Annotated in this window: 14 protein-coding genes; 12 read left to right on the forward strand and 2 right to left on the reverse strand. The window is 45.3% G+C overall.

The genetic code is table 11. The annotated features are described in order from the left end of the window. Positions 1–30 precede the first annotated feature (30 nt). The 3 genes from WD077_00695 to WD077_00705 all read left to right on the forward strand — a co-directional run bounded on the left by WD077_00695 (position 31) and on the right by WD077_00705 (position 3,285). Positions 31–375 (forward strand): DUF2511 domain-containing protein, encoded by a 345-nt coding sequence (locus tag WD077_00695; protein ID MEX0965729.1) that lies wholly within the window; start codon positions 31–33, stop codon positions 373–375. Positions 376–416: 41 nt separating this feature from the next. Continuing rightward, positions 417–2,969 (forward strand): TonB-dependent receptor, encoded by a 2,553-nt coding sequence (locus WD077_00700; GenBank protein MEX0965730.1) that lies wholly within the window; start codon positions 417–419, stop codon positions 2,967–2,969. An 82-nt stretch (positions 2,970–3,051) separates the two neighbouring features. After that, positions 3,052–3,285, forward strand: a complete 234-nt coding sequence (locus WD077_00705; GenBank protein ID MEX0965731.1) for a hypothetical protein — start codon at positions 3,052–3,054, stop codon at positions 3,283–3,285. Between the two features lie 159 nt (positions 3,286–3,444). Here WD077_00705 and WD077_00710 read toward each other — a convergent pair whose 3' ends face one another. Beyond that, the gene (locus tag WD077_00710; GenBank protein ID MEX0965732.1) at positions 3,445–3,933 is read right to left on the reverse strand and encodes a TraR/DksA C4-type zinc finger protein; all 489 of its coding nucleotides are present in this window, start codon (positions 3,931–3,933) and stop codon (positions 3,445–3,447) included. Between the two features lie 75 nt (positions 3,934–4,008). Here WD077_00710 and WD077_00715 point away from each other — a divergent pair, with 75 nt between their 5' ends. Further along, the gene (locus WD077_00715) at positions 4,009–6,462 is read left to right on the forward strand and encodes a hypothetical protein (protein MEX0965733.1); all 2,454 of its coding nucleotides are present in this window, start codon (positions 4,009–4,011) and stop codon (positions 6,460–6,462) included. 128 nt (positions 6,463–6,590) lie between these two features. Here WD077_00715 and WD077_00720 read toward each other — a convergent pair whose 3' ends face one another. After that, positions 6,591–7,508 carry a class I SAM-dependent methyltransferase gene (locus tag WD077_00720; protein ID MEX0965734.1) on the reverse strand — a complete coding sequence of 306 codons (918 nt, stop codon included), beginning with the start codon at positions 7,506–7,508 and terminating at the stop codon, positions 6,591–6,593. A gap of 488 nt (positions 7,509–7,996) precedes the next feature. Here WD077_00720 and WD077_00725 point away from each other — a divergent pair, with 488 nt between their 5' ends. From WD077_00725 to WD077_00760, 8 genes are all read left to right on the forward strand, one after another. Beyond that, positions 7,997–8,530 (forward strand): acyl-CoA thioesterase, encoded by a 534-nt coding sequence (locus WD077_00725; protein MEX0965735.1) that lies wholly within the window; start codon positions 7,997–7,999, stop codon positions 8,528–8,530. Positions 8,531–8,590: 60 nt separating this feature from the next. Beyond that, complete coding sequence (locus WD077_00730) at positions 8,591–9,292, forward strand: CoA transferase subunit A (protein ID MEX0965736.1); 702 nt, start codon at positions 8,591–8,593, stop codon at positions 9,290–9,292. Between the two features lie 153 nt (positions 9,293–9,445). Next, positions 9,446–10,105: a 3-oxoacid CoA-transferase subunit B gene (locus WD077_00735; protein ID MEX0965737.1), complete on the forward strand. Its 660-nt coding sequence runs from the start codon at positions 9,446–9,448 to the stop codon at positions 10,103–10,105. 163 nt (positions 10,106–10,268) lie between these two features. Beyond that, entirely contained in the window at positions 10,269–11,207 is a 939-nt protein-coding gene (gene mdh, locus WD077_00740) for a malate dehydrogenase (protein MEX0965738.1), read from the forward strand. A gap of 66 nt (positions 11,208–11,273) precedes the next feature. Next, positions 11,274–11,714, forward strand: coding sequence for an aspartyl protease family protein (locus WD077_00745; GenBank protein ID MEX0965739.1), 441 nt, complete (start codon positions 11,274–11,276; stop codon positions 11,712–11,714). Positions 11,715–11,796: 82 nt separating this feature from the next. Further along, positions 11,797–12,246 (forward strand): hypothetical protein, encoded by a 450-nt coding sequence (locus WD077_00750; GenBank protein ID MEX0965740.1) that lies wholly within the window; start codon positions 11,797–11,799, stop codon positions 12,244–12,246. A 119-nt stretch (positions 12,247–12,365) separates the two neighbouring features. Beyond that, positions 12,366–12,797, forward strand: coding sequence for a hypothetical protein (locus tag WD077_00755; protein ID MEX0965741.1), 432 nt, complete (start codon positions 12,366–12,368; stop codon positions 12,795–12,797). After that, complete coding sequence (locus WD077_00760; protein MEX0965742.1) at positions 12,790–15,138, forward strand: M6 family metalloprotease domain-containing protein; 2,349 nt, start codon at positions 12,790–12,792, stop codon at positions 15,136–15,138. The genes WD077_00755 and WD077_00760 overlap by 8 nt, the downstream gene beginning before the upstream one ends. Positions 15,139–15,186 lie beyond the last annotated feature (48 nt).

A 15,186-nucleotide genomic window follows, 5' to 3' on the forward strand; every position in this document is an offset into this window, starting at 1 on the left:
CAAGGCTATTACGCACCCTATATTTGACGGATGAAAATGCCTTTTGTCTTGCTGCTTCTTTTTCTGCTGTTGTCATCCTGTTCTCCTCACGGTGACCCTGTAACGAAAGAAATGTACGGCAGTGCATGGCCATTTACGGTAGAGGAAGGCCACCTGGAGTGTCTTTCATATGCCGTGCTTTTTCATGCTGACGGGAAAACTTACCTTCTCCAGGGCGACCCTGGCAGAATCAGGGAAGAAATGGCTGGTGAACCACTACACGACCTGGGCGAGATTTGGCGAAGACAAGATGCAATCGGTGATACCTGGTCAGCCAATATGCCACTGGATACATTGATCGCTTCTTGTAGTGAAACAGTGAGCAGTGAGCAGTGATTAGTGAGGGAGTGATGGAATTACTTTAATACATGAATTTGATGGATTTTGATTTTAAGGGTTTGCGCCAGGGTTTATTTTTGGTTCCGTTATTTCTGTTGGTGGCATCGGCTATTCAGGCACAGGATGCTACCTTAAAAGGAAAGGTTACTGATAAAGAAACAGCGGAAGCCCTGATTGGAGCCAACGTTTATTTTAAGGGTACCACAAAAGGTGAGATCACTGATATTGACGGCAAATATGAGATCCGGGATATTTCATCCGGAACGTATGATCTTGTATTCAGCTATATGGGTTACGAGCAGTTGGTGATGACCGGCCTCAGGTTTGAGCCTGGCGAACAAAAAACCATCAATGTGCAGATGAAGATGAGCGCCCTCACATTTGGGGAAGAGGTCGTAATTATTGGCAAAAAACCGTTGATTGACGTAGAGCAGGGACAAACTGAGCGCACCATAAGCACCGAAAATATTGAAGCTGCCCCTGCAAGAAATATTGAGCAGATCCTCAATACGCAGGCAGGCGTGCAGAATTCTCCTACAGGTTTGCACATCAGAGGGGGCAGAACTTATGAAACCGGGTTTTTTATTGATGGCGTTTCAGCCAAAGATCCTTTGTCAGGCAATGGTATCGGGCTGGATCTCGGTTCCAATTCCATCAGTCAACTGGAGATTACAACGGGCGGCTCCGGAGTTGAATATGGCAACAATACCGCTGGCGTGGTAAATACGCGAACCCGTGCCGGTGGCGATAAGCTCTCGGCCAATTTTCTTTACAAAAGGGATAATTTTAATTTTAACAGGGACTGGGAATCCGTATTTAATCAGCAGGTTTTTGAAGCGAATATTGGCGGCCCTGTCAAAGTCCTGAATTCCGTTTTGAAGAACCGGCTGCGTTTCCATACTTCTCTGCGTTTCGACCTTAATGACACCTACCTGCCCAATCCTGCCAGCCAACTTACTTCGTCCCTTTATCCTGACGTGAATGTGGCCCCTTATCAGGATAATTCCTGGTCTGCGCTGGTAAAGATGAACTACGACATTACTCCGAAAAAGCGCATTACGGCTACGTACATGAAATCGCTTACCATCAATCAAGACCTGAACATGCTGCGGATCACCGGCAATGATCTCCCCTATAATCCCGGATTCCAGTTCCCTTTTATGTTGCAACCCGATAATGCCAGCACCTTTACCCATGATGCGAATATGCAGATCGTGAATTGGGCCCATACTATTAATAGCAAATTCTCCTACCAGGCCACGCTTTCCCGCTTTTTTGTACACCTGCGCGGTGATGCCAACGGCAGGCCCTGGCGCCCTGAGGTGGTGAACACTGAATTCGATCCGCAATCCATCGTCACGTTTCCTGTAGAATATTTCAACCCGGATGATTCTGTGGCTTTTGTGATGGCTGCGCCCGGATTATTTAATAATAACGGGATCAGTACGCTGTGGCATGACCACCGTGTGGAAGAATACACGTTGCGTTTAAATGGTTTTCGCTACAGTGAGAATACGCTGAACAAACTTACCTTCGGAACGGAAGTCAAGCTCCAGGATTTGCGATGGGTAGACGTTACCAAGCCCTGGATTGGAGCACCTATTGAACTTGCAGACGGCAGCTTTTCGCAGACATTCCGCCTGGGCGAGATCAGCGATCTGTGGCAGGTTACGCCCGCAACAGGCGCATTTTATATTTCGGATAAAATCAAGTATCAGGGGTTAATTGCCGAAGCAGGCGCCCGCCTCGAATACTGGTTTCCCGGGCAATTTGTAGACGATGCAGTGGAAAACAGCAACTCACCCATCCGTGATGAGATACGGCAAGCTTACCGTGAGGAAACCACACGTTTTCTGGGAAAGCGTTTTAAAGCCCGGCTGCTGCCCAAAATTTCCGCATCATTTCCCATAAAGGAAAACCAGGTGATGTATTTTAATTATGGCCATTCTATGGTACTGCCCCATCCTTCGTTTGTTTATACCGGCCTCAATCCGCTATATACTGATCGCTCCACGCTCTCATTTGTGGGCAATCCAAACCTGGATCCGGAAACCGACATCAGCTATGAATTGGGATTGAAATCGCAGATCACCTCTGATGATGCCTTAACCGTAGCCGCATTCTGGAAAGATAAATACGATTTTATTACTTCTTCCTCCATTGATATTGTGGACGTAACCGGCCGGGAGGTTTCGCGCACCATGCGCATCAATTCTGATTATGCCCGGATTCGCGGTATAGAGACTTCCTACCTGAAACGGATAGGCCAATGGTTCAGCGGCCAGCTTTCAGTGAGCTACACGATTGCCACCGGACAAAGTGCTTCCGCTTCAGAAGCACTGGGGGATATTCTCAATACCGGCAATCGCGAAGAAACGCGTGAATTTCCGCTTCCCTGGGACCGGCCCTGGGACATTAAAATGAATTCGATCTTTACTGTGGATCAGGATACCGGGCTTTTCGGTTGGGGTTTACTGAACCACTTCCGGTTTTACCTCGAAGGAAATTTCCGTTCGGGCAGGCGCTATACGCCTTATGAATTTACCGGCAATGAGCCATTCAGCGGGCGGCCTGTGTATGAAGTGAAATGATCCGGAAGCTCGGTTTTCATTGCTGGGTGATCCATGGGTCAATCTTGATCTTAACCTGCAGAAATGGTGGGAACTTAAGGGAATGCGGATTTCCTGGCTGCTGGAGATTACGAATGTGCTGAACTATCGTAATACGCAGATCGTGAATCCTGTTACGGGCAGAGCCTATGAAGCCGGGGACAATGTTCCGCAGAACTGGCGCGATCCCCGGTTTGTGGATCCCCGTGATCCCCGTTCCTCAAATCTCCCCCCTGATGACCCCGCGCGGTATCTTGCTCCCAGACATTTCCTCACCGGGGTTTCAATCGGTTTTTAGTTTATTATTAAATACTGGTTTTAATTTTTTCGAAGCAATGCCAGATGCTATAAGAATTTAAAGCAAAGCAAAATTTTTATTCCTATTAATTTTTATGTTATAAATGAGTAAAAATCCAATATTCATATTAAACGGTAATAAAGTTACAACCTAATAAAATCAGGCACACTTCACGCACCGCTTGCTTTCGGGAACCAGGGCCAGCCGCTGGATTGGGATTGAGTTTCCGCATTTTACACATTTCCCAAAATGGGACTTATCAATATCCTCAAGAGCTTCCTTCAGGGCCGCAAGCCTGTTGCGGACTTCTCTGTGGGTTGCTTCATTCACACTGCGGTTATTAATGGCATCCATGCGCGAAACACGGCCAATAGCATTTTCAGGCGGGATGGGTTTTATCAGCTCTTCAAGTTCCACAATGTATTTTTCGGTTCTTGAAATTTTCTTCTGGATCTTTTCTCTCAATATTTCTTTTTCATCATTGGTCATAGGAGTATATTGAATTCTTTGTAAAGGTGCTATTTCCACTTGAAATAGCCAACGCTTCATCCCGGTGCAGTTTTTAGCGGTTTGTAGCATGCCGGGCCGGGCATTCTCTTCCGCAAGGTAGGAAAGCTGTTCCCTGATACCGACAAGAAAAGCGTACAAAAGGACGTTTCGTAAGGCTTAGCTTGTATAGTTCAAAACTATATCTTTGCCGCCATCCATGAAGCCCGGAGACGTATGAAAAAATTAAATTTCAAGAAAGACATTCTTCCCCACCTCCTTGTCGTATTGGGTTTTATCCTGCTATCGTATATTTACTTTCTTCCGGTGATTTCAGGCAAAGTGCTGAGCCAGCACGACATTAAGCAATGGAGGGGCGCCTATCATCAAATGGAGGAATTCAATAAAGAGACAGGCGAAAAGACGCTTTGGACCAACGCGATGTTCAGTGGAATGCCGGCATACCAGATATATCTTCCTTATGAGAAAGATCTGTGGGGCATAAAATACATCCAGATCGCTCTGATCAAGACTTTTCCCAGCCCGGTAAACTCGCTGTTTCTGTACATGCTGGGCTTTTATCTCTTGCTCCTTTCCCTCCGTGTGAATAAATGGGTGGCAGCGATTTGCGCCATTGCCTTTTGTTTTTCAAGCTATAATCTTATTATTATTGAAGCGGGGCACATTACCAAATCGTATGCGATTGCATTTGCGCCTTTTGTTTTAGCCGGAATACTGTTTACGTTGCGTTCCCCGCATAAAATCATTGGAGCCTCATTAACAGGAATTGCCCTTGCCATTCAAATAAAAACCAACCACATTCAGATCACGTATTATCTCTTTCTTGTTACTATGATCATAGGAATTGTGGAACTAATATATGCCTACAAACGAGAGGAGATCGTGGATTTCCTGAAGTCCGTGGGATTTCTGGTTGTAGCGGCAGGACTGGGAGCGCTCGCCAATTTTACCAACCTGGCAGTTACGGAAGAGTACGGAGCAGAAACCATTCGCGGAACGTCTGAGCTTACGCAGGAGGACAGCCGGGATGTTGCAGCATTGGATTGGGAATATGCCATGGAATACAGTTATGGCATTGCCGAGACTTTTAACCTGATCATTCCAAATTTTATGGGAGGCGCATCATCCAGCGCTCTGAGCAGGAAATCGGCAACGTATGAATTTCTAAGGCAGCAAAACGTACCCAATGCCAATAATATCATAGAGCAGCTTCCTACTTATTGGGGACCACAAAGGATTACCTCCGGGCCTGTATATATTGGAGCTGTGATGATATTCTTCTTTGTATTGGGCCTTTTCCTGATTAAAGGACCGGTAAAATGGTGGGTGGTGATTGCGACCATCCTGGCTATTCTCCTCGCCTGGGGCAAGCATTTCGAGACTTTTAACAGCCTGATGTTCAAATATCTTCCGCTCTACAATAAATTCAGGGCGGTTTCAATGGCATTGGTTATTGTTCAACTAACGGTTCCTTTAATGGGCGCTTTGGCTTTAAATGAATTATACTATAAAAGGCACTCAACCAAGGAATTTATTAAATACCTGAAATACAGTGTTTATATTGTAGGTGGAATAATTCTTTTCTTCGCTTTGTTGGGTGGAACATTATTGGATTTTACCACGGCCAGAGATGCACAATTACCGGAATGGCTCGCCAAAACCATCGTAGAAGACCGCGCCTCAATGCTTAGCAGGGATGCATGGCGGGCTTTGTTTTTTGTAGTTGCGGCTGCTGCGGCTGCCTGGGCTTACATCGCAGATAAGCTCAATATGAAAATGGCTTTTGCGGCCATCGGACTGCTGGCAACCGTGGATCTGTGGATGGTAGATAAGCGATATTTCAGTGATGATGATTTCATTACCGAAAGGAAGCAAACGCAGGAATTTACCAAAACTGCGGCTGATGAGCGCATTCTACAGGACGACAGCAAGCATTACCGTGTGCTGAATCTTACCACCAGCCCCTTCAACGATGCCGTTACTTCCTACTGGCACAACAGTGTGGGTGGATATCATGGCGCAAAATTGCTGCGGTACCAGGAGTTTATTGAGCGGGCCATCTCTCCGGATATTCAAAAAATTAATGAATCCGGATTTCAAAATACCAGTGCGTTGAATATGCTTAACACCAAGTATATCATCACCGGCCAAACTGCCGAAGGCGTGGTTCAGAATAATAATACGCTTGGCGCAGCCTGGTACGTTGACGACTTGATTTGGGCTGAGAATGCGGATGAAGAAATAGCTGCAATTCAAACAATTGACCCTGCCAATACAGCCGTTATTGACAAGCGATTTAATAATGTGGTGGACCAGGGTTTTGATCCGGAACCGGGCCCAACCTCAAACATCAACCTTGAAACGTACCATCACAATTACATTAAGTATACAAGCAACAACACGGCTCCCCAGTTTGCGGTATTCTCGGAGGTATATTACAACAGCGATATTGGGTGGCAGGCTTATTTAAATGGCGAAAAAGTACCGCATGCCCGTGTTAATTACATCTTGCGTGGCATGACCATTCCTGCCGGAGAGCACACCATCGAATTTAAATTCGAGCCCCAAACTGTGGAGATAGCGGGCAACGTTGCGATGGCTTCCTCCATAGCCCTGTTGCTTTTCCTCCTGGTGGGAATCGGGATTGAATTTAAAAAAGCGAAAACATAAGGTCTGCAACTTCAGTATTGTAGCTCATCGGTTTTTTTACAGCCCGGGATTTTCGTTTTTTTAACTGAATATTAAAACAATGATAGAAGATTTATTTTTATCTTAAATTAATATTCATCATTAACATATTAAGAATGCTTGAAGTCCGATTTTCTAAAAATGTAAGCCAGGGAGGAGAATTTTTCGGTTTCCAGCATTCCACTCAAAGTTGAAACAGAACCGTTCAAAATAGCCCTGGCCGCACCGAGTTTTGTTCCCAGGTAGCGTTCGCTCAGCATTGAGATATAAAAGGCATCCATTGGCATTGGCTGAATTGAAGAAAGCGAGAATCCATGTTTCTCCATCAGCTTCTGGATGGATGACGGATTAAAGTGATAAATATGGCGGGGAACATCCAGAGCCGCCCAATAATCGCCATAAATTTTAGCGTTTGAAGAAGAAGAATTAGGAACGGCAATTAAAACAAAACCATCATTTTTTAGTAATTTATAAATATTCTCAATGGCTTCATTTACATCATGAATATGTTCCAGCACATGCCAAAGCGTAATTGCATCATATAATTGCTTTGACACTTCCGGCTGCTCCACTTCTTCGAAAACGCTGAGGCCAAAAGTATCTTTCGCATGTTTTCGTGCATCTGCCACAGGCTCTACACCAACCGTTTTCCAGCCGCTCTCCTTGCATTTGTTGAGAAACTCTCCCGTTCCACAACCAATATCCAAAATAGTGGTATTTGAAGATTGCTTATCCGCCAGGTTTGATGCGATCACTTTTTGCTTTCTCCACAGTAAAAAGACTCTTACCATTTTATAAAGATTACCGATCAATCCTCCGTCATCAGGAGAATGAGGCATATAATTCTCGGACATGTAGTACGGCCCTATCGCGTCTTTGGCGGGCCGTGGGTTGGTGAGCAGCAGGCCGCATGACAAGCACTCTTCAACAGTATAGGTTTCACCGCTCACCACATGATCCCTGGCTTTATATTTTTGCCTGAAATCCTTCCCGTCACAAACAGGGCAGATATTCACTGTTTCCATCATCGTCATATTCTTTAATGTCTGGTCTTCTTAATTTATGTGCGCATAGCTAAGAGGAAACCGGGCTGGCGGTGTTAATTGAATTTTCAAAAAACTGGCGGCTTACCACTGATTTTCTTTAAAGCTTCTTCCTCCGTTCGGTGCGCCCGGCAAAGTAGGGCAAAAGTTTCTTTATCTCAAAATTTTGGCGGCTCTCGTGTTCTTGTGCCTATCAAAAGTTTACCAGGGAAAAAAGGCCATATCACAAACTCCTGCACCAACAGAATATTTCAAATCCCGAAGAATGGGAGATATTTGCACGGCCATAGCCGCCATGGAATACCGGGATTTCGCCTGCCGCAAAGCAGCCAATTTGTTGAATCCGGCATTTCAGCGTGGATAATGATCAAAGCATTAAACCAAATTTGATTCGATTTTTTGAGAATAACTGGAATTGAATTAAACAATGAATCCAGACCTTTCCGGTCATTTTAAAATTATTATTTAAGAAAATGAAAGTTTCTGATACACTTACCACAGTAAATGAGCTTGTTTTACCGAATGATACCAATCCGCTCGGAAACCTGATGGGCGGGCGCCTGCTGCACTGGATGGATATTGCTGCCGCCATTTCTGCCCAAAAACTGGCAAGGAATATTTGCGTTACGGCTGCGGTCAATAATGTTTCCTTCAGCCAGCCTATTAAGCTGGGCAATGTTGTAACGCTGGAAAGCAAGGTTGTCCGCACCTTTCATACCTCTATGGAAGTGCATATCCAGGTGTGGTCTCAGAATTTCAGTACCGGCACCAGCTATAAGTGCAATGAAGCGTACTACACTTTCGTGGCCATAAGTGATATTGGCCGGCCTTTGCCAGTACCGGAAGTGGAGCCTGAAACGGATGAAGAAAAACATCTCTATGCGCAAGCCCAGATACGAAGGCAACTAAAGCTGCTGATGGCAGGAAAAATATCGCTGGACAAAGCGCCTGAATTAAAGGCTACAATGCATCGCTGGATGGAAGAGGGCAATATGCAAATCCCTTAACCGGTTTTTGCAGCCCTTTCGGAAAGCCTTAACTTGGCAGCCGAAAACGAACCTGAACTTATGGATAAAATTTATGAGGATGCAGCCGCAGCCATCGAAGGTATAAAGGATGGGATGACGCTGATGCTTGGCGGTTTTGGCCTTTGCGGCATTCCTGAAAACTGCATAAACGCGCTCGTAAAAAAGGGCATTCGCGATCTTACATGTATCAGCAATAATGCAGGAGTTGACGATTTTGGCATTGGCCTGATGTTGCAACAGCATCAGGTGCGGAAAATGATCTCCAGCTATGTGGGCGAAAACAAGGAGTTTATGCGGCAATTACTGAGCGGGGAGTTGGAAGTTGACCTGATTCCGCAAGGTTCGCTGGCCGAGCGATGCCGTGCCGGAGGAGCCGGAATTCCTGCCTTCTTTACACCCACCGGTTTTGGAACCGAGGTAGCTGAAGGAAAAGAGGTGCGGGAATATGATGGGAAACAATACATTCTGGAGCAGGCGCTCACTGCCGATTTTGCAATTGTAAAGGCATGGAAAGGTGATGCTTACGGGAACCTTATCTATAAAGGAACCGCCCGTAATTTTAATCCATCCATGGCGATGGCAGGAAAAATTACCATCGCAGAAGTGGAAGAGCTGGTTGAACCCGGTGAGCTTGATCCCAATTTTATTCATACCCCAGGCATTTTTGTTCAGCGCATTTTCCAGGGCAAAAACTATGAGAAACGGATTGAACAAAGGACCATACGTGAATCTGGAAATTAGTCCATGTAGAAATTTAGCTTTCTTTAAAAGAGGATTCAGTTTTTCATTTTTCCAATAATCCAGAGGTGGCATTTTGAAATTGTTTAAGCATAAATGTTAAAATTTATAAATTGGTAATAATTGTCAATTTGGTAATAAAACTAAACTAATAGTATGGCACTGGATAAATATGGCATTGCAAAACGAATAGCTCAGGAGCTAAAGGATGGGTACTATGTGAATTTAGGGATCGGCATTCCGACACTTGTGGCCAACTATATTCCTGCAGGTGTAAAGGTAGTGCTGCAAAGCGAGAACGGCTTGCTGGGCATGGGGCCATTTCCTGCGGAAGATGAGGTGGATGCTGACATGATCAATGCCGGCAAACAAACGATCACAACGCTTCCGGGTTCAGCGCTCTTCGATTCAGCAGAAAGCTTTGCCATGATCCGGGGCGCACACATGGATCTCACCGTGCTGGGCGCGATGGAAGTCGCGGAAAACGGGGATATCGCCAACTGGAAAATTCCCGGAAAGCTCATCAAAGGCATGGGCGGGGCAATGGATCTTGTGGCGGGAACTGAGAATATTATTGTAGCGATGATGCACACCAGCAAGGACGGCCAGAGCAAACTGCTGCCGGAATGTTCGCTGCCCCTGACAGGAAAAGGCGTTGTGCGAAGAATAGTCACGGAACTGGCGGTGCTGGATGTGGCTGATGGAGCATTTCATCTTCGTGAAAGGGCACCTGGCGTAAGCGTTGAAGAAATTAAGAAAAAAACTTCGGGAAAGCTCATAGTTGAAGGAGAAATTCCTGAAATTAATATTGGATAACCCGAGCCGGAGTTAACATTAAATTTAATCAAAAAACTAATTTTAATCTTTTGTAAAAAATGTATTGAGGTTTATTAATAATTGAATAAACCAAATTACAAACAAAAAATAAATTAAGCAGAAACAAATCGTTCCATTTAATTATAAAATAATCATGTCAAGAATTAAAGTGAGTGTAATTGGTGCCGGGAATGTCGGGACCACTTGTGCGGATGTACTCGCCACAAGAGAAGTCGCAACAGAGGTTGTATTGTTAGACATTAAAGAAGGGACAGCCGAAGGAAAGGCGTTGGATATCTGGGAAACGGCTCCCATAAACTCGTACGATACGCGGATAACCGGCTCCACTAACGACTACACAAGAACAGCCGGCTCAGATGTCGTAGTGATCACCTCTGGCCGGCCCCGGACTCCGGGCATGAGCCGGGATGATCTCATTCAAACAAATGCGAAAATAGTGGAGGGCGTCACCAAAAGTGTGCTTGAGCATTCGCCTGATACCATAATAATAATAGTTTCCAATCCGCTGGATGTGATGAGTTACGCCTCCTATCTTACGGCCAAAATTGACAGTAAGCGGGTCTTCGGTATGGCTGGCGTGCTGGATACGGCTCGCTACCGTGCCTTCCTTGCAGAGGAAATTGGTACTTCGCCCAAGGATATTCAGGCTATGCTGCTTGGCGGCCACGGTGATACTATGGTGCCGTTACCCCGCTATACTTCAGTAAGCGGAATACCTGTAACAGAGCTGATCGCGAAAGCCCGGCTGGATGCAATTGTGGAGCGCACGAAGAAAGGTGGAGGTGAAATCGTTAACCTACTTGGCACTTCGGCATGGTATGCTCCTGGTGCGGCAGCCGCACAAATGGTGGAGGCGATTGTCCGCGACCAGAAGAAAATAGTACCGGCCTGTGCCTGGCTTGATGGCCAATACGGACTCAAAGAGATTTATCTGGGCGTACCGGTGAAACTCGGCCTCAAGGGCATAGAGCAGATCATCGAACTTGATCTCAATGATGAGGAGCAGCAGTTGTTGCAGGAATCAGCAGGGCACGTGCGGGATGTGATGCAGGTTTACGACAAAATGCGCAACAGCAATTAGTCGCAAAATTTTTCAGCTATTAAACAGAAGGAGTGGGATTCTGGAAATGATCCTGCTCCTTTCTTTATGAAGAGAATAAATATTCCATTAGAGCTTATAGATATTGAGAATGGCGGGTATCACTGTTTTCTGAAGGTGAATCTTCATGGAATGGAGCGGCACATGCTGCTGGACACCGGGGCCTCCCGAACCATTTTCGACCTGAGCTTATTACGGTCGCTCCTGGCCCATGAGAGTTTTCAGGCTAATGAGGTGAAAGCAACCGGCCTCGGCTCAGCGGAAATTGAGAATTTCGTGGTAAACATTGAGCATATCAAACTGGGCAGACTGGATTTGTATGACCTGGAGGTGGGAGCACTGGACCTGGAAATGGTGAACAAGAGCTATAAGGCGCTGGGAATGCAACCCGTATCTGGTGTGATCGGGAGTGATCTCCTGATGAGATACCGGGCAGTAATAGATTTTGGCAAGAATAAATTGATGCTCAGGATTTCAAATAGCGAATAAAAACCGCAATTATCTGTTCTAAAGATTTTATGCGTTAAATTTCAAGATGTAAATTTGAACGGTAATGACCAATATTAATATAATGAAAAAGATCAAACAAACATTTTTAACACCTCTTCTTTTCCTGTTTGCTTTAACGCTATTTGCATCCTGCAAGCGCGAAACAGGATATATTATTTCAGTAAATAACAGGGCTTCCTATGATGTCATCATGGAATATGTAACTTCTGAATCCAAGGATACCATCACCATGATTGTCCCTCGCTGTGAACCTAATATTCCCCTTAATTGCAATTTCCTTCCAATTTATTCTGATACAGCTGAAGGTGCGCTGGGTGGGATGAGCTTCGGTGTTTTCCGGCAAAAACTGCATTATATGCACCTATACACCTTCGATACTTCCTATGTAATGATTGAGGATCTGGACCTTACGGATATTAATAAATATACCCATGGTACTACCTGGGATGGGCGTACTGAAACGCATGAATATAAGCTGTCAATTGGGGATGGCCATTTTGAGGAAAAGTAGCACTGCAGCCAGTGTAATCAGCTACTATGTGCAGGCAGGTGCCATTTCGTTGTGGTAAAATTATTGCCAAACCTATCCGTAAAACCAGTCTCTCTTCTTTAAGGCTGCTCCGGGAATACATGAAAATCTTACTTTTAACTTTACTATCTGCCATTATTTGCTCAGGGTGCGGAAGCACACAAAAGGGTAATAATGGTGCTGCGACATCTCAAACCGAACCGGGGCAAACGGTGCCGGCAAGTGAGGATGTCGTAGTCGTTCAGCAGATGAACGGAACCAGAATACAGGTAGTGGGGAGCGGCAATATGTGGGTTTCTTATACTGAAACTATAGACGGCTATACGATTCTGCCCAACGAGGATAACCTTTATGAATATGCGGTGCAGGGAAAAAAAGGAGACCTGAAACCGGGCGGCAGGCTGGCACATGATCCGGATAAACGGGACGCTAAAGAAGAGAAATACATTAAAAGACTCACTCCTCATTTAAGATATAAATCACCTAAACTTGATGAATTACTCGAACGGAAAAATGAATTTGAAAATGACTAAATTTTTTACGCTCTTTCTCGCCATAGTTGCATTTACGATAAATGCAAAAGCTCAGCATGTTTCCAATTGTGCGGCTTCTCCATACCCTGTAGAGGTTAAGCAACCGGATGGTACAGTCCTCACGGTAATCGGGAAAGGCAACATGGCATTGCCCTATACAGAAACGGTGGATGGCTATACCGTGGTAAAGGCGCAAAACGGCTTTTATCATTATGCGGAAAGAAATGAAGACGGCATGTTGGAGCCTTCAGGCATTGCAGCGACTGACGCTCCGGCAAGAAATATCGAAGCCGAAAAATTCCTTACTTCCCAGACAAAAAACCTACGCCTGAGCAGTGAAAAAGCAGCAGAAGTATGGCAACAGGAAGAGGGACCTTCGATGGCTCCTCACGATCATGACCATGAGGATGAGCCGGATAATTCGTTTCCTTCAACTGGATCCAGGAAAATTCTCCTTCTTCTTATTGAATATCCTGATTTACCGGCTACGTATGATGCTTCAGGCTTTGATGACTTAATGAACAAGGAAAACTTTAACGGCACTGGCAGTTTCCGGGATTATTATCTTCAGATCAGTCAGAATGAGCTGGATCTCAGCGTGGATGTCATGGGCTGGTACATGGCTAAGAATGATCATTCGCACTATGCACGCAACAATCCTGACTACAATAATAATGTACGCGCGCTGGTTGCCGAGGCAGTAGATTCAGCCGAAGCTGAAGGGGTTGATTTTTCTGAATATGATAATGATGGGGATGGGGAAGTTGATGGCGTTTTTATCGTTCATTCCGGCCAGGGTGCCGAAGAAGGTTCGCAGCTTGATTATGTATGGTCTCACCGCTGGTCATTGAATGGCAGTAACAGGCGTACCTATGACGGAGTGAAGATCAGGGACTATGTGATCAATCCTGAAACCCGCGTATCAGGTGGAAAAAGGATGACCGGCATCGGTGTTTTCTGCCATGAATTTGGCCACCTGCTCCAGTTACCGGATCTCTATGATACAGATAATAGTTCTAAGGGCATTGGGCGCTGGTGCCTTATGGCAGGAGGAAGCTGGCTCAACAAGGAGAAAACCCCGGCAATGATGTCAGCATGGTGCCGGGAAAGATTGGGATGGATAGAACCGGAAGTGATCTCCGCAAATGGTGCATACATGCTTGATCCTGCAAGCTCAAGCCACACCAGCTATAAGATACTGACAAGCGATCCGGATGAATATTTCCTTCTGGAAAACAGGCAAAAAAGGGATTATGATGGTGCATTGCCAGGAAGCGGCCTCGCAATCTGGCACATTAATAATGTCAAAGCATCTTTGTATCCCGGATCAAATACTGTTAATACGGATGAAAATTTTAAGGGAATTGATCTTGAAGAAGCGGATGGAGGCGATGACCTGGACAATGACAGAAACAGCGGAGATGCTGGTGACCTCTTTCCCGGAACATCTGGCAATACCTCATTTACCACTACCACTTTCCCGAATTCAAATTTTTATAGTGGAGAAAGCAGTGGAGTTACGATCGTGAATATTGAAGAATTGACTGACAGTACCATAATATTCTTCGTAGGCCAAAAGCCCAATGCTAATTTTACAATTCCTGCTAATAACTATTGTACGGGTGAAGAGGTGACGTTTACAAACCTGTCCCAGTTCTCTGACGGATTTATCTGGGATTTTGGGGATGGTAATACCGATACAGCCAGGGACCTGAGTTATACATTCACGCAAGGAGGGAGTTATTACATAAAACTTAAAGCTTTTAATGCTGAAGGATTTGAAAACACTGACTCTGTGCTTGTCCATATTTATGATATTCCTGTTGCCGAATTTAGTGCAAGTGCTAATGGACTTGCCATAACGGTAGAATATACGGGGGATCACGGAACTGACTTTACCTGGGACTTTGGGGATGGTACCTCACCGCGCGTTACCAATCTTAAAAAATATACTTATACTTATGACAGCACCGGATTTTATACTATTCAACTAACAGTCAGAAATCAGGGCGGTTGCTCGGCCAACGGTGGTAAAGGTATCTCCGCATTTCACGTAGGCATAGATGAATTCACGGATGTTACTGATATTACTACTGCCTGGCCGAACCCGGTGAGTGAGACACTCAACGTCAGGTACAATATGGGTGTAGCTGGAAATGTAAAGCTGGAACTGATTAACATGACAGGCCAGGTAGTTTATAGCCGGAATACCTCCAGGGCTTCCGGGCAGCATACTGAGAGCTTACATCTCAATTCTCAGCAAGTACAGCCTGGAATTTACTTGCTGCGCATTGAGGCCAATGGCGAACGGAAGATGCTCAAAATAAACAAGAGAAACTGAACGCTGTAGAAATTTAACAAGCATTAAAAACCCCTCCCTCAGAGGGGT

The organism is Bacteroidia bacterium, assembly GCA_040880525.1.
Taxonomy (GTDB): domain Bacteria; phylum Bacteroidota; class Bacteroidia; order CAILMK01; family JBBDIG01; genus JBBDIG01.